The following is a 22,484-nucleotide window of genomic DNA, read 5'->3' as shown; positions in this document are numbered from 1 at the left end:
TCGCGCTCACCGTCGGTGCGCGACCGGGCCGGCCGGCAGCGGGGAGAAGCCCGCGAATCGGGCGGGAGAGCCGGCGTTCGTCACCGTACGCGTTCAAACCATCGACCCATTACGATTCAATAACGGGCGCTGAGCGTGACGGCACGACTACGGGGGCGGGCCGACCGTCCGGTCGACCCGCCCCCGTTGTGCCCTACGTCAGCGCTTCTCGGCCTCGTCGTCCACGGCCGGCCGCTGGGCCGGCACCGTCGACTCCTCGTCGGTGCGCCAGTTCGTCGACGCCGGCGGAATCTCGTCGCTCAACGGACCACCCTGCCGATCGACCTCGACCCGCTCGTCAGTCGCGTCCGCGTCCCGGACCGGCTCCTCGACGCGGGTCGGGGCGTCCGCCCGGTGCCGCGCCTCACCCGCAGCGACCGCCGATGCGCGACGACCCATCAGCACGCCACCGGCCAGCAGCGCCAGGCCCAGCACGACCAGCCCGATCGGGGCGTAGACGCTCAGCAGTCGGAGGCTGTCCCGGCTGTCCTTGGCCCGGTCCGCCGACGCGGTGATGGTCGCGTCGTTGTACGCGAAGTCCGCGTCCAGCAGCGTGGTCGGCGTGCCCACGTTCGGGGTCAGCACCTTCTTCTGCACCTCGCGGACCTTGATGAACGACCCGGTCACCGGGTCCACCCAGACCGTCCGCTTGTTGCTGTAGACGACCTTGCCGTCGGTCGCGCCGGGCGCGAACGTGGCCAGCAGAGGGGTGAGCCGGTCCCCGAGGTTCAGCGGCTCGTCCGTGATCACCTGCTCGAACCGGTAGGTCTCGATGCCCTTGATGTTCTCCGTACCGGCGAACTTGGCGTCCCGGACGGCCCGCAGGTCACGGTCGAAGATCTGGTAGTCCTTCTTCTCCGTGTTGAACGGGAACTTGTAGATCTGGCCGGCGAACCGGATCCCCTTGTCCTGCTCGCCGGCGTCGTCGAGCCACTGGCCGTCCCACTTCAGCGCCTCGCCGGACACCCGGTCCAGGGCCAGCTCGGCGCCGTACGCGCTGACCAGCTGCTTGTTGTCGACCCGTTCCACGGTCTGGCCGACCCGCCACACCACGGCCTTGCCGTCGAGGTCTCCGGTCAGGTTCGCCGTCTCCTTGGGGAGCTGGGTGACCAGGACGGTGGACCGGAGGTTGCCATCATTGATCTTGATGGACCCGTCGTTGATCTGGAGGAACTTCGCGTTGCTGGCCTCCGCCACGGAGGTCGAGGAATCCAGATCGTAGGGGAGCTTGGCCAGCGCGGGGGTCACGACGAACACCAACCCGGCGGCCAGCGCCAGGAGCAGTACGCCAACCCCGAACAGCACGGCACCGATGGCGCGGTGCTTCATTTTTCCTCCCTGAGGAGCTCAGTTTCGTCGATATCGATCAGCGAGATGGCCGCGAGGTTACTACCAGGTCACATCGCGACGCGACCCCCGGTCAGCCCCACTTTTCCCGCCGCAGCCGGTGAATCGCCGGTACCTACGGACGCCTGCCCGAGCCCGTCCGGCCGCGCACCGGCACGCCGGAGCACGAGCAGGAAGTTCCACGAGCCGATCTCGCGGGCCCCGGGGACCCGCACGATCCAGCGCCCCCACCAGGGGTGATAGCGGGGCAGAGCGTCGAGGACCTCGACCTCGCCGTTCCCCCGGGTCCAGCGCAGCGCGTCGGAGATGGAGACCGGGAAGAGGGTTTCCCGGAAGCGGTTCTTCGGCGGACGACCCATCCGCCGCTCATAGCGCCGTCGGGCCCGGTCCCCGCCCAGGTAGTGCCAGGGTGCGGTCTCATGCCCACCCCAGGGGGACAGCCACGGGGTGAACGAGACGAAGAGGATCCCGCCCGGCCGCGTCACCCGGGCCATCTCGTCCAGCATCCGGTGCGGCTCGGAGACGTGTTCCAGCACGTTCGACGAGAAGCAGACATCGACGCTGCCGGTGCGCACCGGCAGCGCGGTGCCACTGCCGCGCAGCATGCCGGCTGCGGAACCGGCCGCGGAGAAGTCGCCGACGTCCGGGTCGAGACCGACGTAGTGCGCGCCGGCCGCGCGGAAGGCCTGCGCGAAGTAGCCGGGGCCACCGCCCACGTCGAGCACCGTCCGCCCGGTCAGCGGGGTGTAGCCGGCGACCTGCCGCACCGAGTCGTCGGCCAGCAGGCCGTAGAAGTGGTCGGGGTCGGTCTGCTCGACCAGGAACGCCCGGAACAGGGCCACCGAACGGCCCAGGGTGGCGAACCGGCGGCGCGCCGCCCGTTCCTGCTCAGCCGTCATCGCACTTCCGTCCCGTCCTCGTCCTCACCGGCGACCGGCGGGTCGCCTGTCCCCTGTGCTGTCACCCGCGCCGGCGCGCCGGGGACCGGCACCACCGCCGCCACCACCGCGCCGATCGCCACGAGCATCGCCGCCTGCACCCACGTGCCGTACGCCCATTCCTGCCCGTGGCCCCGGAGCCGGCCCGTCACCGCGGTGACCGTGGCCAGGGTCAGGCCACCGAAGACCACCACCGGCAACGCGCGACGGGCGAGCTGGCGCAGCAGCATCGCGGCGAGCACGATCGCCACCGGCAGCACCCCGCCCAGCGCGGCGAGCAGCACCACCAGCAACGTGCCGATCAGCCAGGGCGCGCCCTCGGCCGGCACCCGCTCGCCGTCCGCGGTCCTTCGGCGCACCGGCCAGGCGGCCAGCAGCACCACGACGAGCACGCTCAGCGCACCCGCGGCCAGCCCGCCACGGTAGGCCCGGTCCGGGGCGAAGGTCAGGCGCACCTCGCCGCCGGCGCCCGCCGGAAGCACCCACGCCTGCTGCCACCCGTCGACCCGTGTCTTCGGCAGCGTCCGTCCGTCCATCGTGGCCGTCCAACCGGCGTTCGCGTTCTCCGGTACGACGAGCAGCGCGCCCTCCCCGGCCCCCACCCTCACCCGGCGGTCGGCCGGCGCCCAGTCCAGCACCGACACGTCCCGGTGCCGGGGTGCCGCGGCCGCGGCCCCGGTCGGGCGCAGCGTGACGTCCTGCGCCACGAAGCCGCGCGACGGGGAGGTGGCCAGGCGGTGCGCGCCGGCCGGCAGGTCCACCACCGCGCCCGTCTCCCCGCACAGGGTCACCGCCATCGGCGTGCCGGCGACGGCGTCGCGCAGCGTGCCGGCGACCGACGTGTCGTACCGGAAGCCGTCGAGTTCGACGGCGGGACCGGCACCGCACGGCGCGGCGATCCGGGTGTCGGCGGGCAGCGGCCGTAGCAGGCCGTCCAGGCCCGGGACCTCGACCTCGGCGATGCCGACGGTCGCGGTCCAGCCGTTGCCGCGCCGGTCCGCCACCCGGTCGACGGCCTCCCGCACGCTGATCTCGAGTCGGTCGGTGTGCACCGCGGCCAGGCGGACCAGACCGTCGGCGCCGACCGGCACCAGCTGGACCGCGCCGCCGGCGCGCACCTCGACACGCTTGGGCAGGGAGCCCACGGGCAGGTCCGCCGGGCGCAGCCGCAACTGGTCGATCCGGCGCTTTCCGTGCCAGCTCAGGGTGATCGTCGGACGCAGGTCACCGGTGTCGGCGAGCCAGGCGGTGCCGGGATCGCCGTCGACGGCCGCCCACGGCGCCACCGCCGCGTCCCCGGCCAGGTACGACGAGGCTTCCGCGGTGACCGGCGCCCCCGCGAGGGCCAGCGCGCCCCCCGGGCGCGCCACGGCGGTGACGGTCAACAGGTACGGGCCCGGCGCGGCGCTGCGGAACAGCCGGTCCACGCCGAGCGGCTCCTCGCCGACCCGGGCCAGGAAGCGGTCGCACCTGATGACGGTGCCCGCCGCCCGGATCCCCGGCCCGGCCGTCATGGCACCGGAGCCCGTGGTCGGTTCGGCGGACGGGGCCGCGTCGGAGCCGGGAGCGGCCGCCGGGAAGCACGCGGGCCGGCTCGCCGAACCCCGGCTGAACGACCAGGAGACCGGGCCGGTGCCGGCGGGCAGGTCGGTGGGGACGCGCAGAGCCCGGTGGGGCGTGGTGCCCGGAACCGAGAGCTCCCGGATGCCCACCCCGCCGTCGAGCCGGCCGCCGGCCACCGCGAGCACGGTGACCCGGATCGTGCTGGTGACCCCCGGCAGGGTGTAGTACGTCTGGGCGCCCAGCCCGGCGGCGACGTCGTGGTCGACCGAACCCCGGTCGGTGCTGATCCGGAACCGGGTGACCGGCCAACCGACCCCGAGGTCGTCGACAAAGGACAGCGAGACCTGTCCCACCTGGCGCGGGGTGTCCAGGTCCAGCTGGAGCCACTGCCCCACCGGGCCACTGAGCGGCGCGGAGTGCCAGGAGGTGCCGGCGTCACCGTCCACGGCGGCGAACGGCAGGTGCGACGGGTCGGCGGCGGCCAGGTTGTCCACGAAGCTGGCCGCCGTGGACGCGGTCACGTCGCGGATCCCCTGGTACGTCGCGACCGTCTGGTGTTCCTGCCCGGCGAACGGCAACAGGTCGAGGGCGACCCGCCCCTGCCGTCCCGCCTCCGTCGCGGTCAGCGTCTGGCTGAGGTTGTCCCGGACCCGGCCGATGTCCCGTTCCCGCCGGCGCAGCCCGTCGGTGACGATCCACGGCCCGCCGGCCGCGTCCGACCCGCTGTCGACCCGGTCGCCGGCGAGCACCACCGGCTGGTCCTGCCGGACCAGGCCCTGTTCGAGCAGGGGCAGCAGCGACTCCGGCCCGCCGCTGACCGTCGGCACGTCGGCGGTGAGCACCGCGGAGGCCGCCGGCACGGATCGCTGGACCTCGTACACCTCGATCGCCGGCAACGGGCCCGCGCCGTCGTCCACCGGGCTGCCGGGCGTCCGGCCGACCGCGCCGGTCGTGCCGAAGGTGGCCACCCGTGCGATGCCTGGCGATCCGTCCAGCGCCCGGCGCAGCACCGCCACCGGCGGGGCGTCCACCTGGGTCCGGTCGATGTCGTTACGCAGCAGCAGGTGGCGGAAGCCCGAGCGGGCCAGGAAGTCGGCCAGGCCGGCCGACCCCCGCCCGCCGGACAGCACCGTCTCGACGGTGTCCATCATCCGGGTGTTGCCGGCCGAACCGAGCGGGATCTGGTGCCGCACCGCCCAGGGCGCTCCCGCCAACGACTGCAACGGTTCGTCGACGGTCCGTCCCCAGTCGTACTGGCCGAAGCCGGAGCCGGGCACCACAAGGGTGCGGGCCAGGGCGTCCCGGTCGGCGAGCCAGGTGGCGGCGGCCCGCCAGTGCGGCGGCAGGTCCGACCAGCCGGGGCCGGGGCGCAGCAGCCCCGTCCAGGCCGGCGCGGCCGCCCCGACCACCAGCAGGAACACCGGTACGAACACCAGTGGGCGCAGCCGCAGCCCGGGGCGACGCCGACGGGCCGCGGTGTGCAGCCGGGTGGCCCAGGCGTCCACGCCGTGCGCGAAACCGAGCATCAGCGGCAGCCGCAGCACCGGCTCCAGCTTGTGCACGTTGCGGAACGGCGCCAGCGGGCCGTCGAGCAGGTCCCGGACCTGCTCGGAGAGCGGGCTGTCCAGGCTGCCGACGTAGCCCATGGTGAGCAGGGTGAGCCCCGCCAGGAAGCCGAGCACCAGGAAGCGGCGCTCGGGCAGCAGGTTGCCGGCGAGCCCGGCCAGGCCGACAAGCGCCACCACCGCGGTCAGCGCCATCAGCACCGGGTGGTCGATCAGCAGCCAGCCCGCCGGCCACCAGGGGTCGCCCTGCACGATGTACGCCACCCACTGGTTGGTGCCGCGTACCGCCTGGAAGAGCGAGGCGACGGCGGTGGTCGTGGTGGACGACTCGATGTAGTCGAGGAACGGCAGGCTGTATTCGCCGAGCAGGAGCAGCGGCACGATCCACCAGAGGCAGACCCCGACGACGCAGAGGCACCACCAGCCGACCAGCCGCAGGTGGGCGGCGTCCCACCGCCGGGTGAGCAGCCAGACCCCGGGCAGCACCAGGGCGAGCAGCACCACGGCCGCGTTGATCCCGCCCATGCCGAGCACGGCCAGCGCGGACAGCGCGGCGGCCCGGCGCGGCGAGCCGATCCGGCGCACCCGGACCAGCGGCAGCAGCACCCACGGCAGCAGGGCGGCGGAGAGGACCTCCGAGGAGAGCGCGCCGATCTCGGTGAGCATCCGGGGCGCGAGCGCGTAGCCGAGGGCGGCCGCGTACCGGGTCGGTTCGGTGCCGATCCGCATCGTCCGGGCCAGCAGCAGCAGGCCGTAGAAGGCGGCGCAGAAGAGCAACGCGCACCAGAGCCGCTGGGTGATCCACGGCGGTACGCCGAGCAGCTGCCCCACCGCGAAGAACGGCCCCATCGGGAAGAGATAGCCGTACGCCTGGTTCTGCAGCTCGCCGGAGGTGGCCTCCGGGTTCCACAGGTGCAGCGCCCGGGCCAGGAAGTGCACGGGGTTCGCCGCCAGGTCGAGCTTGGTGTCGAAGGTGACCTGGCCGGGTCGCTGGGCGAACGAGACAGCGGTGAGCAGCAGCAGGCACAGTGCGGTGGCCGGCGCCTCCCGGACCGGTCGGAGCACCCGCGCCAGGACACGCGACGGCGTCGTGGTCACCGCCGGCACTCCGGAGGCAGGCAGCTCAGGGCGGCCAACGCGGAGAAGAAGATCTGCCGCATGCCCTTCGGCTGGTCGGTGCGGAACACCTGGCCGCCGGTCACCTTCGCGATCGCGTTCAGCTCGTCGGGGTCGACGTCCCGGCCCAGGCCGATGAAGAGGATCGGCAGCGGCCGGCGCGGGTCCTGGAGGGCCTTGAGTTCGGCGAGGAACTTCGTCCGGCCGATGCTCTCGGCGTCCTCGTTCCGGCCGTCGGTCATCACCAGCACCAGGTTGATGCGGCCCGGGGTCCAGTGCCGCCGTGCGTCCCGGTACGCGGCCAGCGTGGTGTCGTACAGGCCGGTGCCGCCGTTCGGCTTGACCTTCACCTCGCCGAGGCGCCGGTCCAGCGTGGCCCGCTGGGCGCGCAGCGGCCGGACCGGCAGGATCTCCCGGTAGTCGCGATCCCCGTCGACCTTCGTGGCGAAGACCCAGACGCCCAGCTCGCTGTTGTCCAGCAGGAGCCCGGCGCCTTCCCGGGCGGCGGCGAGGGTGACGTCGAGCCGGGTGCCACCGCCGGGCACCCGGACGGCCATCGACCCGGAGATGTCCAGGACCGTGAGGATCCGGGCGCTGCGCTGCACGCCGCTCCACCCGGTAAGCATCTCGGTGACGGTCTCCTCGCCGGGCAGCGGAACCGGGTTGCGCCGGTCCGGGCTGAGCCGCTGGTCACGCGGCATCGCCGGCGGGTAGCCGGCGGCGGTCCGGAAGCCGTACCCGGTGAGCACGTCCCGGGACGGCGTGCTGAGCAGGTCGCTGAGGAAGCCGGCCGCCGCGTCGCGGACCGCGTCGGGGGCGCCGGGCAGCACCACGTACGGCAGGTCCAGATCGGGGACGCCGACCTCGGGGTACGCGGCGACCAGCTTGTTCGCGCCGGTAAGCGCGTTGTGTTCGAGCACCGCCTGCTCGGTGGTGGCGACCGCGTCCGAGCCGCCGGGCAGCCCGGCGTCCGGGGGCAGCGAGGTCGTGCCGTCGGCCGGGCTGAAGGTGCGACCGGCCAGTTTCCGCAGCGTCGCCGCCACCGCACCGCCCGGATCGCGCTCCCCTGCGGCCAGCGCCCGGACACCGAGCAGCGCCCCGACCCCGGCCGGGTCGACGGCCGGGTCGGGCAGCCCCACCTTCGCCGCGTCGGCCTTCGGGCCGACCACCGGCCGCCAGGTCAGCGGCCGGGCCGGCCAGCCCGACCGGCGGGCCGCCGGCTCGGTCACCGCCAGCACCACCGGCGTCATCGCCACCGAGGTGCCCTGCCCGGGCACCTCGAAGGCCCCTGCGGAACGGGCCCGGCGCAGCCAGAACGTGGACTCCGGCAGCCAGGCGTCCGCCACGTCGGCGCCGTTGGCCAGCTCGGTGGCGACCTCGTCGGACTCCCGGGCCTGCACCACCAGCGCCACGCACGGCTGCCGGCCGACGGTGGCCCGGGCGATCCGGTCCACCGCCGGAGCGACGACCGGGGCGGCGGCCACCCGCAGGCGTATCCGCTGGAGGCACTCCGGCGTGCCGCGCTCGTCGCGCAGCCAGACGAATCCGCCCCAGCCGATCAGCAGCAGCGCGAGGGCCGCGCTGAGCAGCACGACCGGGGAACGACGAGCGAGGATCCGCGCCGGAACGTCGGGCACCACGACCGGCCACCTCCTCGCCATTTCGCCAAGCCGGCAGGCACCGGCCGCAGGTCACGGGTATCGCGGACCGGCCTGACCGGCTTCGCCACCGGCGGCGCGCACGGTTCCGCGCTGACACACCCTGCCAAGCTTTCGGGCCCCCGGCAAACCCCCGGTCGACGAGCTGTTATCCGATCGTCGCTGCCGACACGACCCATTGCGTACGCGTGCTCCGCCGCCCTAGGGTGGCGCGATCGTGCCGTTACCGATCGGTAGGAGCAGCGTGGACAGGTCCGGCAGCACCACCGCGCGCCACGTGCTGTTCCTCAACTGGCGCGACACGAGCAACCCCGAGGGCGGCGGCTCCGAGGTCTACATCGAGCGGATCGCCGCCGAACTGGTCGCCGCCGGTCATCGGGTGACCCTGCTCTGCGCCGCCCACGAGCGCGGCGCGGCGGAGGAGACCAACGCCGACGGCACCCGGGTGCTGCGCCGGGGCTCCCGGCACACCGTCTACGCCCGCGCCGCGCTCACCTGTCTCGCCGGCCGGTTCGGCCTGGGCCCGCTGGCCCGGCGGCGCCTCGGCCGGCCCGACCTGGTCGTCGACGTGTGCAACGGCGTGCCCTTCTTCGCCCCGCTCTACGCCGGACGCCCGGTGCTCGCCCTGGTGCACCACGTGCACCGGGAGCAGTGGCCGGTGGTCTTCGGGCCGGTCATGAGCCGGCTCGGGTGGTGGATCGAGTCCCGGCTGGCGGTGCGGCTGTACCGGCGGTGCCGCTACGTCACGGTCTCCGAGGCGAGCCGCGCCGAGCTGACCGAGCTGGGCGTGGACCACGAGCGGATCGACGTGGTGCCCAACGGCACCCCGCCGGTGACCGGCGCCCCACTGCCCCGGACGACCCACCCGTCGCTGCTGGTGCTGGGGCGGCTGGTTCCGCACAAGCGGGTGGAGATCGCCCTGCGTACGGTGGCCGAACTGAGTGGGGAGCTGCCGGACCTGGAGCTGGTGGTGGCCGGGCAGGGCTGGTGGGAGCAGCCGCTGCGGGACCTCAGCGACTCGCTCGGCATCGCCGACCGGGTGCGGTTCACCGGCTTCATCAGCGAGGAGGAGAAGCACGAACTGCTCTCCTCCTGCTGGCTGGCCCTGACGCCGTCGCTCAAGGAGGGCTGGGGGCTGACCATCGTCGAGGCCGCCGCCCGCAGCACCCCGACGATCGCGTTCCGCTACGCGGGCGGCGTCGCCGAGGCGATGGTCGACACGGAGACCGGGCTGCTGGTGGACGACGAGCGGGAGTTCACCGAGCGGGTCCGGGAACTGCTCGCCGACGACGTGCGGCGCAAGGCGATGGGCGAGGCGGCACTCGGGCACGCGGCCCGGTTCACCTGGACGGCGACCGGCGCCCGCTTCGCGCAGCTGGTCGCCGGGCTCACCGCCGCCCGCTAGGCGGACACGCGACCGGGGCGCCCGCATCGGCGGACGCCCCGGTCGGCGCTGGTCAGCGGGTGCCGTACAGGGTGGCCTCGGAGCTCTGCTCACTCACCGTGCTGGTCTTGGCAACCTCGTTGGCGGACGGGCTGAGCGCATTCGCCAGACCGACGCTGCCGAGCAGGCCGAGCACGATCCCCAGTACCCCGACGGCGACGAACGCGGGCAGGTTCCTCATCCACCTTCTCCTTCCGCGGGACTCGCGTCCCGGGACGCTACCACGCGTCGCAGCCCCCGCGCAGCGCCCGAAAAACCGATGGTCAACACCACCGTTCCGGCCAGAAGGTGGGCCAGTCCGACCGGACCGGGTCCGTTCGTCGTCGCCGGCGCCGTCCAGTCGGCGTTCTCGTAGAGGGTCAACTCCGGCCCGGCGTGCGCCAGACGCAGTCCGACCAGCGACGACGCCGGCACCGGCGGCCCGGACGCCCGCTGCACCAGCACCCAGCGCACACCCGTCCCGGCCAGCGGCCGGCCGGCGGCCAGCAGGGCCCGGACCCGGGCGGCCCGGGGGTCCTCCCCGCCCACGGCGAGGTCGCCGACGCGCAGGGTGTCGTCGATCAGCACCGGCGTCGACAGGTACCGGGGCGCCGGGTCGATCACCACCTGGCCACGGTTCCAGGCGTACCGCTGGTACTCCTGGAACGGCAGGGAGAGCACCTCACCCGGACGGTCGGCCACCTGCCGGGCCACCGCCGCCCAGTCGGCGGGGTAGTCGACGGGCCGCAGCCGGCCGACCGCCCCGAAGGCCAGGTCGGGCAGGACGGCCACCGGCAGCAGCGCGGCGCCCACCAGCAACACCCGACCGACGGTCGCGTCGAACCGGTTGGCGAGCCGCTCGGCCAGCCGTTCCGCGCCGAGCGCCACGGCCACGGCGAGGGCCAGCGCGTACGGCACCAGCAGCTTCTGCCCGTCGCGGATCAGCCCGGCGCCCGGAACCGTGTCGACGAGCCGGCCGAGCAGGGCGGGCCCACCGGGGAGCACGCCGAGCGCCGCGACCAGCCACGATCCGACCGCCAGCAGGCCGAGCCGGCCGGCCGCGCCGGCGGGCCACCGCCGGCGCAGCAGCGGCACGCCGTACCCGGCGAGGAGCAGCAGCAGCGCGGTGGCCAGCGGCACCACCCCGGACTGCCGGGACACCGGGACGGTCAGACCGTTCCAGATCCCGCCGGTGCCGGCGAGCGCGACCAGCGGCCCGGCCCAGTTCTCGGCGCGGGCGGCGAAGGCGGCCACCCCGGCCGGATCGGACCGGCCACCGGTGGCGCTGCCCACCCCGGCCACCAGCCAGGGCGCGTTGAGCAGGACCGTCGCCGCCAGCGCCGTGCCCGCCCGGCGACCGGCGCCGGGATACCGGCCGGGCAGGAGCACCGCCACGGTCGCCAGGGCGAGCACGCCGCCGGTCGGCGTGATCGCGGCGACGGCGGCCGGGAGGAGCAGCCGGGGCAGCGCCCCGGGCCGGCCCGCCCGCACGTCGAGCGCCGCCGCCACCAGCCAGGGCAGCATCGCGTACGCCAGCAGCAGGCCCCACTGCCCGATCAGCAGGCGCTCGGCGAGGTACGGCGCCCAGGCGTATCCGAGCGCGGCCACCACCCGCACGGCGGTCCGGTCGGTCGGCACCAGCCGGGCGGCGCCGAGCGCGGCCAGCCAGAGGATCGCCACCAGCACCAGCCGTTGCAGAAGCCAGCCCGGCACCAGTTGGGTGAGGAGCGCGACCACTGCGTCCTGCGGGACGGCCCGGGGCAGCGCCGAGGCCGGGGCGATCACGTCCCAGCTCAACGCCTGGCGGGGCACGAAGACCATGTCGTAGCGGAGCACGTACCCGGGCAGCACCAGCGGCGCGAGCACCACCGCCGTCACGGCGGCGGCCACGCCGTGCGGCACCAGCCGTTCGCGCATCCGTCGACCTCACCCTGCCCGCCCGGCGCGGCCCGCGCCGCCCTGGTCCGGCGGCCACTGTACGCGGCGCCCGCCGGGCCCCGACGTCCCCCGAACCACCCGTTGACCTGATGGGACGGCCGGTGGCCGGTGTGGCAGTCTTCCCGCCATGGCATTGACCGCATCCGAGGTGCGCGTGGCGCGGGACGGGACCAGCGGGGGCGGTGCGCTGGTGCGCACCGATCCGATCCGCACGGCCGCCATCGCCATGATCGTGATCAGCGTGCTCTGGCGGGCGCAGATCGCCTCCCGCGGTTTCCTGGCGGCCGACGACTACGTGATGATCACGCAGGCGTCCGAGTCCGACCTCACCGGCGGCTACCTGCTCAGCCTGTACAACAACCACTTCATGCCGGCCGGGCGGCTGATCATCTGGCTGGTCACCAGCGCCTTCGGCCTCACCTACTGGCCGTACGTGCTGCTGATGGCGGTCGGCCAGGCGGTGCTCAGCGTGGCCTTCTACCGGTTGCTGCGTACATTGCTGCGGCCGAGCCGGCTGCTGCTGGTTCCGCTCGGGCTGTTGCTGTTCAGCCCGCTGACCCTGGAGGCAACGTCCTGGTGGGCGGTCGGCGCGAACATGCTGCCGATGCAGCTGGCCATGGTGCTCGCCCTCGGATCGCAGCTGAAGTACGTGCGCACCGGGCGGAAGCGGCATCTGGTGTCGCTGGTCCTCTCCGTGCTGCTCGGCCTGCTCTTCTTCGAGAAGGCGCTGCTTGTCGTGCCGCTGGTCTTTCTCTTCACCGCGTGCTTCCTCACCGACGGCGGCCCGGTACGCGCGGCGCTGACCACGCTGCGCCGGTGGTGGCCGTCCTGGCTGGCACTCACCACCCTCGTGGCCGCCTTTTTCGGGGTCTATCTGCTCCGGTCGGAGTCGTCCCTGCGCCGACCGGAGTCCATCGGCGAGGTCGTCTCGTTCCTGTCCCAGCTGATCGGCTCCACCCTCGTGCCGGGGCTGCTCGGCGGCCCGTGGGGCTGGCTGGGAGCTGGTGACGGCGCGCCGGTGGTGGCCCCGCCGGAACTCGGCCGGTGGATCGCCTGGACGTTCATGGCCGCTCTGGTGGTGTTCACCGTGCGGCGGGACCGCACGGCCGGCCGGTCCTGGGCTCTGCTGAGCGGGTACCTGGTCCTGGTCGCCGTGCTGCTGGCGTCGACCCGGTTGGGCTCGGTCTACAGCGGGGTGGCCGGCGGCGTGCCCCGGTACGTCAGCGACGTTGTGGTGGTAGCGGCGATCTGCATCGGCGTCGCGCTGGTCGGCATCGCCCGACCGGTACCGGCCGGGTCCGCGCCGGCCGCGCCCGCCGAACCGGCTCCGCCGACGGATCCGGTGTCGGCCGTCGAGCCGGAGCCGGCACGGCAGCCGGAACCGGTCGCCCCGCGCCGACCGGTTGCCGCCTTGTCCTCCCGGGTCGGCGTCATCCATGCCGAGACGCCGTACGACCCGGAGATCGAACCGGCCGGGCAGCTTGAACCCGAGCCGACCCCCGAGCCGGGGCCGGCGTCCCTGGGGCCGGAGCCGGCACCCGAGACCACCAGCGAGGCCGGCAGCACCTCGGCGGTCGACGACGGATCGGTCGCCCGGCCCGCGCCGGGTCCCGACACCGCAGAACCGGGGCCGCGGGAGCCGGCTCCCCCGCCGCCCGACTGGCTGGCCGGAGTACCCGAGCGGTACCGGGAGGTGGTCACCGCGGGTCTGGTGCTGGTCCTGCTGGCCGCGATGTTGGGCACCGCCTGGACCACGTCCCGCTACAGCGACGAGTGGGCGCTCAAGTTCGGCCGGTCCTACCTGGACACGGCCCGGATCGAGCTGGCCAGCGCCCCACCCGACACCGTCTTCTTCGACACCCCGATCCCGCCGGCCGTGATCCCGGAGCTCTCCTGGCCGTACAACCTCCAGTCCCGCTTCTTCGCGGCGGCCGGCGCCCGGCCGGTGTTCGTGCACGAGACGGAGAACGCCTCCGTGCTGGACGGCCTCGGCCGCGTGCAGGTGGCCACCATCGAAGGCAGCAGCATCCGGCCGGGCCCGCAGGAGGGCTGCGGCTACCTGGTCGGCGACGGGCAGACCGTCCGGATGCCGCTGGACAAGCCACGCGACGACTGGTTCTGGATCGTCCGGATCGGCTACCTGAGTTCCAGCGACGGCACCGCTGTGCTGCGGCTCGGCCAGGGCAGCCACGAGTTCCCGGTCAAGAAGGGGCTGAACCAGCGATTCTTCGAGATCAGCGGGGGCGGGGACGCCGTCGAGCTGACCGTGAGCGGCCCGGCCATCAGCCTCTGCACGAACGAGATCTCGATCGGCAACCCGATCCCGAAGCCGGAGTGACCGCCGTGGGATCCCGGACGGCGTCGGAACCGACGCCGTCCGCGACGGCCGACGCGGGCGGCGGGAAGATCGTGATGGGCGCGGCCGGCGCCGCCGTCACGGTCGCCACCATGCTGACCAACGCGCTCGCCTACCTGGTGCCGGTGCTCGGCGCCCACCGGCTCGACCCGGCCGACCTGGGGGCGCTGGCGACCGTCCTCGCGCTCGGCGCGATCGCCGCCGTGCCGGGATTCGGCCTCCAGATCGCCGTCGCGGTGCACCGGGCGCGGAGCGGCCCCACCCGCACCGGCCGGCTGGCGCTGCTCACCGCCGCCGTCAGCGCCGCGGTCACGGTGGTCGCGGCGCCGGTGCTGACCGTGCTGCTGCGGCTGCCGGTGGCGCTCACCCTGCTGCTCGCGGCGACCACCTTCGCCACCGTGCTGGCCGGCCGGTGGCTCGGCGAGCTCCAGGGTGACCAGCGCTTCCTCCGGCTCTCCGCGGCGATGACGGTCCTCGCCGTCGGCCGGTACGGCGGCCTTGTCGTCGGGCTGGCGCTGGGCGGGGACGCCGTCACCGCGCTGGCGCTCACCGCGGTCACCGGCCTCCTCGTGCTGCCGCTGCTGGTCCGCCTCGCCGCCGGCGGCCGACCGGCGCCCACCGCCGGGCCCGGGCAGCGCGACCTGCGCCCCGGGGACGTGATGACCGCGTGCGCGGCCACGCTGGCGACGCTCACCATCTCGTACGCCGATTTGATCCTGGCCCGCCAACTGCTGCCGGCGGCCGGCTCCGGGGCGTACGCGGTCGGCGCGGTGCTGACAAAGGGCGCGCTCTGGGGGCCGCAGGTGGTGACCCTGCTGGTGCTGCCCCGGCTGGCCCGGGGCGACCGGCGGGCCCGGGCGCTGGGCCTGGCGGTCATCCTCGCCTGCGGGTCGGTGCTGGTGGCCGCCGCGGCGTTCGGCGGGGAGCTGGCGTTCCGGCTGGCCGGCGGCGCCGACTACCTGCACCTGGCCGGCGAGGCTCCGCTCTTCGTCGCCACCGGCGCCCTGTACGCGGTCGTCTTCATGCTGGTCAACGACCGGGTGGCCAGCGGTGTCCGGTTCCCCGCGGCACCCCTGTGGGCGGCCACCGTGGGGCTGGCCGGGGCGGCCCTGCTGGTCGCCCCGCGTACGGTCGAGGGGGTCCTCGGCTGTGCGCTGACCACCGCCGCGCTGACCGCCGCCGTGATGACCTGGCTGGCCCTGCGCCCGCGGCGCTGACCGCGCGGGTCCCGGTGCTCAGTCGCCAGCGGCCAGCCAGCTGTGCAGCAGGTGGTGGTCGATCGAGTCGATCCGGCCCAGCGGCCGACCCGCCGCCAGCCGCTCCCGCAGCTCCGCCCGGCTGAACCAGCGCGCCTCCACCACCTCCTCGCCGTCCACCCGCACCTCGGTTGACGCGGCCGTCGCGCGGAAGCCGACCATCAGCCCGGCCGGGAAGGGCCACGCCTGCGACCCCTGGTACGCCACGCCGGCCACGGTCACCCCGGCCTCCTCGGCCAGCTCCCGGCGCACCGCGTCCTCCAGGCTCTCGCCGATCTCCACGAAGCCCGCCAGGGTCGACCAGGAGTCCTCGGACGCTCCCCGGTGCCGGGCCAGCAGGCAGCGCTCCGGCTCACCGGGCGCCTCGACCAGCACGATGACCGCCGGCTCGATCCGGGGGAAGAGCAGCCGCCCGCAGCCGGCGCCGGTGCAGGACCGGGTGTGGCCACCGTCGCCGGCCACCGTCGCCGCACCGCACCCGCCGCAGAACCGCTGGCCGCGGTGCCAGTGCAGCAACCCCTTGGCGTACGCCTGGACGGCCGCCTCGGCCGCCCCCAGCCCGCCCACCAGCGCGCGGACGTCCACCGCCTCGGCCGCGCCGGCCAGCTCGCACGCCTCGGCGTCGCCCCGGCCGGAGAGGTCCACGGCGAACACCGCCCGGCCGGCGTCCAGGCCGAGGAACACCGTCTCGTCGGCGGCGGCGCGCAGCCCGGCCGCCCCGGCGGAGCGGCGCACCGGCACCCGGTCGGCCGACACCAGGCAGCGGTCCCGCCACAGCGGCAGCAGCACGCTCTCCGGATCGCTCAGCCGCGCGGCGATCCACGCCGGGTCGGCGCGCAGCGCCGCAGCCCGGTCCAGCCAGCCACCGCCGTACGCCAGGGTCCGCTCATCCGTCCGCACCCGGCCACCGTCCCACGATCCGGACCGGCGTGGGAGCCCGCCGGGGGTGATGACGGCGACACCCGGGGTACGGCGGGCGCACGTCCCGGCGGACCGCCGGGACGGACACTCCCGGCTCGCTCGAGCGTTGGTTACCGTAGGTGTCTCCCGCGGGGGAAGCGGTCCCCGCGTGGTACTTCCGATCGAGGTTGCTGTGACGCTCTACGGCGAAAAAGTGCCTTCCGCCGACGACCGGCCCACCGTGAAGGTGACAGCGGTGAGCTGGCCGGACGTCGAGATGGAACCGGTCGCCGCCCCCGACGCCGGCGGGACCGGGAAGTCGGGGCGGTCCCGGCGCGGGCGGCTGCTGCTCGCCGGCGGGATCGTCGCCGCGGTGCTGGCCGCCGGCACCGGTCTCGGCACCTACGCGTACGCCGGCGACGTGCCCCGGGGCACCACGGTCCTCGGCGCCGAGCTGGGCGGGCGGAGCCGGGCCGAGGCGGCCCGGGCGCTCCGTGCCGAGCTGGAGCGCCGGGAGGCGGCGCTGAACGCCCCGGTCACCGTCACGGTGGGCCAGAAGACCGCCGAGCTGAAGCCGGCCGACATCGGGCTCGCCGTCGACGTGGACGCCACCGTGGCGGCGGCCGCCGCCGCCGAGGCACACCCGGTGAGCCGCCTCGTCGGCTCCCGCACTGTCGATCCGGTGGTCACCGTCGACACCGCCCGGCTGGAGTCGGTGCTGCGCAAGGCCATGGGTGACCAGGGCCGCGAGATGACCATGCCGGCCATCATCTACACCGGCACCACCCCCAAGCCGGTCTACCCGAAGCCGGCGCTGACCGTCGACGCGCCCGGCGCCGCCCACGCGGTGAAGGCCGGCTGGCTGGCCGGCGCGCCGGTGGCCGTGCCGCTTGTCGAGAAGTGGCCGGCGAGCACCCGCGAGGAGGTCGACCGGCTCGTCGCGGAGCTGGCCCGGCCGGCCGTCGCGGCCCCGGTCACGCTCACCACCGACGGCGGCTCGGTCACCATCCCGCCCGCCGCCATCGCCCGGGGGCTGCGCTTCTCGGCCGACGACACCGGCAAGCTGACTCCCCGCGTCGACGTCAAGCGGCTGCGGACCGCCCTCGGCGACCAGCTCGCGAAGCTCGAGGTCGCGCCGAAGGACGCCGGGCTGACCATCAGCGGCGGCAAGCCGAAGGTGGTGCCGAGCCGGGCCGGCCGGCAGGTCGACGCCGCGGCGCTCGGCCGGGACCTGCTCGCCGTCCTGCCGAAGGCGGACGGCCGCACGGTGACCGCCGCGCTGAAGCCGGCGGAGCCGGAGCTGACCGAGGCGAAGCTCGCCGAGCTGGGCATCAAGGAGCGGGTCTCCACCTTCACCACCCGGTTCCCCGGCGGCCTGTCCTCGCCGCGCAGCCAGAACATCGTCCAGGCCGCCAAGGACGTGGACGGCACCATCGTGCGGCCGGGAGAGACCTTCTCGCTCAACGGCCACACCGGCGAGCGCGGCTACGACCAGGGCTACAAGGACGCGCCGACGATCGTGAACGGCAAGCTGGTGCCGGGCGTGGGCGGTGGCGTCTCGCAGTTCACCACCACGCTCTTCAACGCCAGCTATTACGCGGGCCTGGAGGACGTCGAGCACAAGCCGCACTCGTTCTACTTCAGCCGCTATCCCGCGGTCATCGAGTCGACCATCTACTGGCCGCAACTGGACTTCAAGTTCCGCAACAACACCCCGTACGGCGTCCTGATCGACACCTCCTACACGTCGAGCACGATCACCGTGTCGATGTGGAGCACCAAGATCTACGACAGCGTCAAGACCGAGTACGGCCCGCGCCGGGACATCACCCAGCCCAAGACGGTCTACCTGGATCCCGGCCCGGACTGCATCGCCGCCGCGGGCAGCGTCGGCTTCGCCCAGGACGCCTACCGGGTCATCAAGAAGGACGGCAAGGTGGTGAAGCGGGAGAAGTTCAGCTGGCGCTACGACCCCGAGCCGCGCTTCATCTGCGCCAAGCCGCCCGCCTGACGCCCGTCGCGCGCACGCACGGAAAAGCCCCGCCGGCCACGTCGCCGGCGGGGCTTCTCGCTGTCGTACGCCCTCAGGGTCGCGCCTCGGCCAGCCCCTGCCGTACGCCGTCCGCGTCGCGGTCGGTGCCGTAGACCGGGGTGTCCGGCTGCTGCCGCCAGCTCTCGTCGAGCGTGCCGCCGTCCACCGGGTCGAAGCCGAGGTCGTCCACCAGCTGCATGACGACCCGCTTCGCGTCGGCGTCGTCCCCGGCCACCGGCAGCGCGATGCGGCCCGGGGTGCCCGCCGGTTTGCCGGCGTCCATGAGGTGCGCGGCCTGGATGTTGTTGAAGACCTTCACGACGCGGGCGCCCTTGAGGTGGTCCGCCGTCCAGCGGCTGGAGCTGAGGCTGCGGTCGAGCAGCTCGGGGATGTCGCCGTCCCGCTGGGGGTAGTAGTTGTCGGCGTCGACGACCAGCTTGCCGTCGAAGAGCGCCGCCGGCAGGTCCGGCACCGCCTTGACCGGGACGGCGATGACGACGAGCTCCGCGTCCTGGACGGCCTCCTCCAGGGTGCCGGCCGTCGCGCCGGTCTCCGTGGCCAGGTCGGTCAGGCTCTGCGGCCCCCGCGAGTTGGCCACCGTGACGTCGTGGCCCAGCGTGCGCAGTCGACGGGTGAGGGTGCCGCCGATGTGCCCCGACCCGATGATTCCGATCTTCATGACCTCTCCTGCCTCCGCCAACTCCGGGCGGTCAGTTCCGGCCGAACCATCAGCAGGTACCCCGACCGGTCCGCTCCGATCGTGGGAGGACGCGTCCAGCACGTCACGTTTTCCGCCGGCCTGACGGGGCAGGCTCGGACGGTCCCGCACCGACGGTACGAGACGCGGCACGGTGCCCGGGGCGGTTCACCGAAGCGGGCCACAAACGCAGTCAGGGCCACCCCGAAGGGTGGCCCTGACTGGAAGATTGTCCGGCGGTGTCCTACTCTCCCACACCCTCCCGAGTGCAGTACCATCGGCGCTGGAGGGCTTAGCTTCCGGGTTCGGAATGTGACCGGGCGTTTCCCCTCCGCCATGACCGCCGTAACTCTATGAACATGTCAAACAACTCAACCAACCATTGTTGGGTGTTGTTCGCTCGTTCAGAGTTGCACAGTGGACGCGTAGCAGCTTCGTAGTCAAGTCCTCGGCCTATTAGTACCGGTCAACTGAACCCGTTACCGGGCTTACATTTCCGGCCTATCAACCCAGTCGTCTAGCTGGGGGCCTTACCCACTCAAAGAGTGGTGGGATACCTCATCTTGAAGCGAGCTTCCCGCTTAGATGCTTTCAGCGGTTATCCCTTCCGAACGTAGCTAACCAGCCGTGCCCCTGGCGGGACAACTGGCACACCAGAGGTTCGTCCGTCCCGGTCCTCTCGTACTAGGGACAGCCCTTCTCAAGTATCCTACGCGCACGGCGGATAGGGACCGAACTGTCTCACGACGTTCTAAACCCAGCTCGCGTACCGCTTTAATGGGCGAACAGCCCAACCCTTGGGACCTGCTACAGCCCCAGGATGCGACGAGCCGACATCGAGGTGCCAAACCATCCCGTCGATATGGACTCTTGGGGAAGATCAGCCTGTTATCCCCGGGGTACCTTTTATCCGTTGAGCGACACCGCTTCCACATGCCAGTGCCGGATCACTAGTCCCGACTTTCGTCCCTGCTCGACCTGTCAGTCTCACAGTCAAGCTCCCTTGTGCACTTGCACTCAACACCTGATTGCCAACCAGGCTGAGGGAACCTTTGGGCGCCTCCGTTACCCTTTAGGAGGCAACCGCCCCAGTTAAACTACCCACCAGACACTGTCCCTGAACCGGATAACGGTCCGAAGTTAGATACCCAAATCAACCAGAGTGGTATTTCAAGATTGCCTCCACCCATACTGGCGTATGAGCTTCACCGGCTCCCACCTATCCTACACAAGCTAACTCAAGTACCAATGTCAAGCTATAGTAAAGGTCCCGGGGTCTTTCCGTCCTGCCGCGCGTAACGAGCATCTTTACTCGTAATGCAATTTCGCCGGGCCTGTGGTTGAGACAGTGGGGAAGTCGTTACGCCATTCGTGCAGGTCGGAACTTACCCGACAAGGAATTTCGCTACCTTAGGATGGTTATAGTTACCACCGCCGTTTACTGGCGCTTAAGTTCTCCGCTTCGCCCCGAAGAGCTAACAGGTCCCCTTAACGTTCCAGCACCGGGCAGGCGTCAGTCCATATACATCGAATTACTTCTTCGCATGGACCTGTGTTTTTAGTAAACAGTCGCTTCCCCCTGCTCTCTGCGGCCATACAACGCTCCACCCGCGCGGGGCTTCACGTCTCCGGCCCCCCTTCTCCCTAAGTTACGGGGGCAATTTGCCGAGTTCCTTAACCACAGTTCGCCCGATCGCCTCGGTATTCTCTACCTGACCACCTGTGTCGGTTTGGGGTACGGGCCGCTAAGAACTCGCTAGAGGCTTTTCTCGGCAGCATAGGATCACTGACTTCACCTGAATCGGCTCGGCATCACGTCTCAGCCTATATGCACCGCGGATTTGCCTACGGCACGGCCTACACGCTTACCCCGGCACAACCACCGGCCGGGCTCAGCTACCTTCCTGCGTCACCCCATCGCTTGACTACTACCCGCCAGGTTCCCACGCTCCCCAACCTCAGTCCGAAGACCTTGGCTGGTTTGGGTGGTTAGCACAACGAGGTTCGTCAGGGTCGCTCTTTCGCGGGTACGGGAATATCAACCCGTTGTCCATCGACTACGCCTCTCGGCCTCGCCTTAGGTCCCGACTCACCCAGGGCGGATTAGCCTGGCCCTGGAACCCTTGGTCATCCGGCGGAAGGGTTTCTCACCCTTCTTTCGCTACTCATGCCTGCATTCTCACTCGTGCCGCGTCCACAACTAGGTCACCCCGTTGCTTCACTCGCGGCACGACGCTCCCCTACCCATCCACACACCTGCACAAGGAATCAAGTCCAAGCGAGGTTAAAATGTGAATGCCACAGCTTCGGCGGTGTGCTTGAGCCCCGCTACATTGTCGGCGCGGAACCACTTGACCAGTGAGCTATTACGCACTCTTTAAAGGGTGGCTGCTTCTAAGCCAACCTCCTGGTTGTCTATGCGACCCCACATCCTTTTCCACTTAGCACACGCTTAGGGGCCTTAGCTGGTGATCTGGGCTGTTTCCCTCTCGACTACGAAGCTTATCCCCCGCAGTCTCACTGCCGCGCTCTCACTTACCGGCATTCGGAGTTTGGCTGATTTCGGTAAGCTTGTGGGCCCCCTAGACCATCCAGTGCTCTACCTCCGGCAAGAAACACGCGACGCTGCACCTAAATGCATTTCGGGGAGAACCAGCTATCACGGAGTTTGATTGGCCTTTCACCCCTAACCACAGGTCATCCCCCAACTTTTCAACGTTGGTGGGTTCGGCCCTCCACGCGGTCTTACCCGCGCTTCAGCCTGCCCATGGCTAGATCACTCCGCTTCGGGTCTAGAGCATGCGACTATATTCGCCCTATTCAGACTCGCTTTCGCTACGGCTCCCCCACACGGGTTAACCTCGCCACATGCCACTAACTCGCAGGCTCATTCTTCAAAAGGCACGCCGTCACCCCGCAAGGCTCCGACGGATTGTAGGCGAACGGTTTCAGGTACTATTTCACTCCCCTCCCGGGGTACTTTTCACCATTCCCTCACGGTACTCGTCCGCTATCGGTCACCAGGAAGTATTTAGGCTTACCAGGTGGTCCTGGCAGATTCACGGCAGATTTCAGGGGTCCGCCGCTACTCGGGAACACCCACAGAAGGTCAGCAACTTTCACCTACCGGACTCTCACCGTCTACGGTCAGCCTTTCCAGACTGTTCGACTAGCCACTGACTTTGTAACTCCTCGAACGAGTGTCAGCTCGTTCAGCGGGGTCCCACAACCCCGACCACGCAACCCCTGACAGGTATCACACGCAGCCGGTTTAGCCTCAATCCGCTTTCGCTCGCCACTACTCACGGAATCACTTGTTGTTTTCTCTTCCTACGGGTACTGAGATGTTTCACTTCCCCGCGTTCCCCCCACACACCCTATGTGTTCAGGTGCGGGTGACACCACATGACTGGTGCCGGGTTTCCCCATTCGGACACCCTGGGATCACAGCTTGGTTGACAGCTCCCCCAGGCCTATCGCGGCCTCCCACGTCCTTCATCGGCTCCTGGTGCCAAGGCATCCACCGTTCGCCCTTGACAACTTGACCACAAAGATGCTCGCGTCCACTGTGCAATTCTCAACAAACGACCAACCCACAACCCGACACGCCCCACACCAAACCCGACAACCGCCGGCGGTATGCGAGGCCAGGCCAT

Annotated in this window: 12 protein-coding genes and 2 rRNA genes; 4 read left to right on the top strand and 10 right to left on the bottom strand. The window is 71.7% G+C overall.

Translation table 11 applies throughout. From position 1 onward, the window contains the following. Window positions 1-198: 198 nt before the first annotated feature. The 4 genes from pgfA to GA0070603_RS21035 all read right to left on the bottom strand — a co-directional run bounded on the left by pgfA (window position 199) and on the right by GA0070603_RS21035 (window position 8,208). Window positions 199-1,368: a cell envelope lipid trafficking protein PgfA gene (gene pgfA / locus GA0070603_RS21050; protein ID WP_091316785.1), complete on the bottom strand. Its 1,170-nt coding sequence runs from the start codon at window positions 1,366-1,368 to the stop codon at window positions 199-201. 68 nt (window positions 1,369-1,436) lie between these two features. Next, window positions 1,437-2,285: a class I SAM-dependent methyltransferase gene (locus GA0070603_RS21045; protein ID WP_091316782.1), complete on the bottom strand. Its 849-nt coding sequence runs from the start codon at window positions 2,283-2,285 to the stop codon at window positions 1,437-1,439. Then, window positions 2,282-6,517, bottom strand: coding sequence for an alpha-(1->3)-arabinofuranosyltransferase domain-containing protein (locus GA0070603_RS32395; RefSeq protein ID WP_091322163.1), 4,236 nt, complete (start codon window positions 6,515-6,517; stop codon window positions 2,282-2,284). Before GA0070603_RS32395 ends, GA0070603_RS21045 begins: the two co-directional genes overlap by 4 nt. Before the next feature lie 29 nt (window positions 6,518-6,546). Beyond that, a complete protein-coding gene (locus GA0070603_RS21035) occupies window positions 6,547-8,208 on the bottom strand; it encodes a substrate-binding and VWA domain-containing protein (RefSeq protein ID WP_167544572.1) in 1,662 nt (553 codons plus the stop codon). A gap of 262 nt (window positions 8,209-8,470) precedes the next feature. Here GA0070603_RS21035 and GA0070603_RS21030 point away from each other — a divergent pair, with 262 nt between their 5' ends. After that, the gene (locus tag GA0070603_RS21030; protein ID WP_091316776.1) at window positions 8,471-9,631 is read left to right on the top strand and encodes a glycosyltransferase family 4 protein; all 1,161 of its coding nucleotides are present in this window, start codon (window positions 8,471-8,473) and stop codon (window positions 9,629-9,631) included. Window positions 9,632-9,683: 52 nt separating this feature from the next. Here GA0070603_RS21030 and GA0070603_RS31565 read toward each other — a convergent pair whose 3' ends face one another. Continuing rightward, the gene (locus GA0070603_RS31565) at window positions 9,684-9,851 is read right to left on the bottom strand and encodes a hypothetical protein (protein ID WP_167544571.1); all 168 of its coding nucleotides are present in this window, start codon (window positions 9,849-9,851) and stop codon (window positions 9,684-9,686) included. Then, the gene (locus GA0070603_RS21025; RefSeq protein WP_091316773.1) at window positions 9,848-11,566 is read right to left on the bottom strand and encodes an MmpA family trehalose lipid delivery protein; all 1,719 of its coding nucleotides are present in this window, start codon (window positions 11,564-11,566) and stop codon (window positions 9,848-9,850) included. The genes GA0070603_RS31565 and GA0070603_RS21025 overlap by 4 nt, the downstream gene beginning before the upstream one ends. Window positions 11,567-11,714: 148 nt before the next feature. Here GA0070603_RS21025 and GA0070603_RS21020 point away from each other — a divergent pair, with 148 nt between their 5' ends. Beyond that, a complete protein-coding gene (locus tag GA0070603_RS21020; protein ID WP_139131910.1) occupies window positions 11,715-13,925 on the top strand; it encodes a hypothetical protein in 2,211 nt (736 codons plus the stop codon). 5 nt (window positions 13,926-13,930) lie between these two features. After that, complete coding sequence (locus tag GA0070603_RS21015) at window positions 13,931-15,160, top strand: polysaccharide biosynthesis protein (RefSeq protein ID WP_244282575.1); 1,230 nt, start codon at window positions 13,931-13,933, stop codon at window positions 15,158-15,160. A gap of 18 nt (window positions 15,161-15,178) precedes the next feature. On the opposite strand, the gene nudC is transcribed toward GA0070603_RS21015, so the two are convergent. Then, entirely contained in the window at window positions 15,179-16,099 is a 921-nt protein-coding gene (gene nudC / locus GA0070603_RS21010) for an NAD(+) diphosphatase (protein WP_091316767.1), read from the bottom strand. 193 nt (window positions 16,100-16,292) lie between these two features. Between nudC and GA0070603_RS21005 the strand changes: the two genes are divergently transcribed. Beyond that, the gene (locus GA0070603_RS21005) at window positions 16,293-18,110 is read left to right on the top strand and encodes a VanW family protein (protein ID WP_091316765.1); all 1,818 of its coding nucleotides are present in this window, start codon (window positions 16,293-16,295) and stop codon (window positions 18,108-18,110) included. 73 nt (window positions 18,111-18,183) lie between these two features. Here the strand turns inward: GA0070603_RS21005 and GA0070603_RS21000 are convergent, their stop codons facing one another. From GA0070603_RS21000 to GA0070603_RS20990, 3 genes are all read right to left on the bottom strand, one after another. Beyond that, window positions 18,184-18,810 carry an NADPH-dependent F420 reductase gene (locus GA0070603_RS21000; RefSeq protein ID WP_091316762.1) on the bottom strand — a complete coding sequence of 209 codons (627 nt, stop codon included), beginning with the start codon at window positions 18,808-18,810 and terminating at the stop codon, window positions 18,184-18,186. A 249-nt stretch (window positions 18,811-19,059) separates the two neighbouring features. Next, a 5S ribosomal RNA gene (gene rrf / locus GA0070603_RS20995) occupies window positions 19,060-19,176 on the bottom strand. 88 nt (window positions 19,177-19,264) lie between these two features. Then, window positions 19,265-22,375, bottom strand: a 23S ribosomal RNA gene (locus GA0070603_RS20990). Between the last annotated feature and the right edge of the window lie 109 nt (window positions 22,376-22,484).

The organism is Micromonospora chersina, from assembly GCF_900091475.1.
Lineage (GTDB): Bacteria > Actinomycetota > Actinomycetes > Mycobacteriales > Micromonosporaceae > Micromonospora > Micromonospora chersina.
Note: the sequence above shows the minus strand (reverse complement) of the source record. Positions and strands in the feature narration are given on the sequence as shown.

Excerpts from the sequence above, each read along its gene's own strand:
- pgfA (WP_091316785.1), bottom strand. The coding sequence starts at position 1,368 with ATGAAGCACCGCGCCATCGGTGCCGTGCTGTTCGGGGTTGGCGTACTG.
- GA0070603_RS21045 (WP_091316782.1), bottom strand. The coding sequence starts at position 2,285 with ATGACGGCTGAGCAGGAACGGGCGGCGCGCCGCCGGTTCGCCACCCTG.
- GA0070603_RS31565 (WP_167544571.1), bottom strand. The coding sequence starts at position 9,851 with ATGAGGAACCTGCCCGCGTTCGTCGCCGTCGGGGTACTGGGGATCGTG.
- GA0070603_RS21025 (WP_091316773.1), bottom strand. The coding sequence starts at position 11,566 with ATGCGCGAACGGCTGGTGCCGCACGGCGTGGCCGCCGCCGTGACGGCG.
- GA0070603_RS21020 (WP_139131910.1), top strand. The coding sequence starts at position 11,715 with ATGGCATTGACCGCATCCGAGGTGCGCGTGGCGCGGGACGGGACCAGC.
- GA0070603_RS21000 (WP_091316762.1), bottom strand. The coding sequence starts at position 18,810 with ATGAAGATCGGAATCATCGGGTCGGGGCACATCGGCGGCACCCTCACC.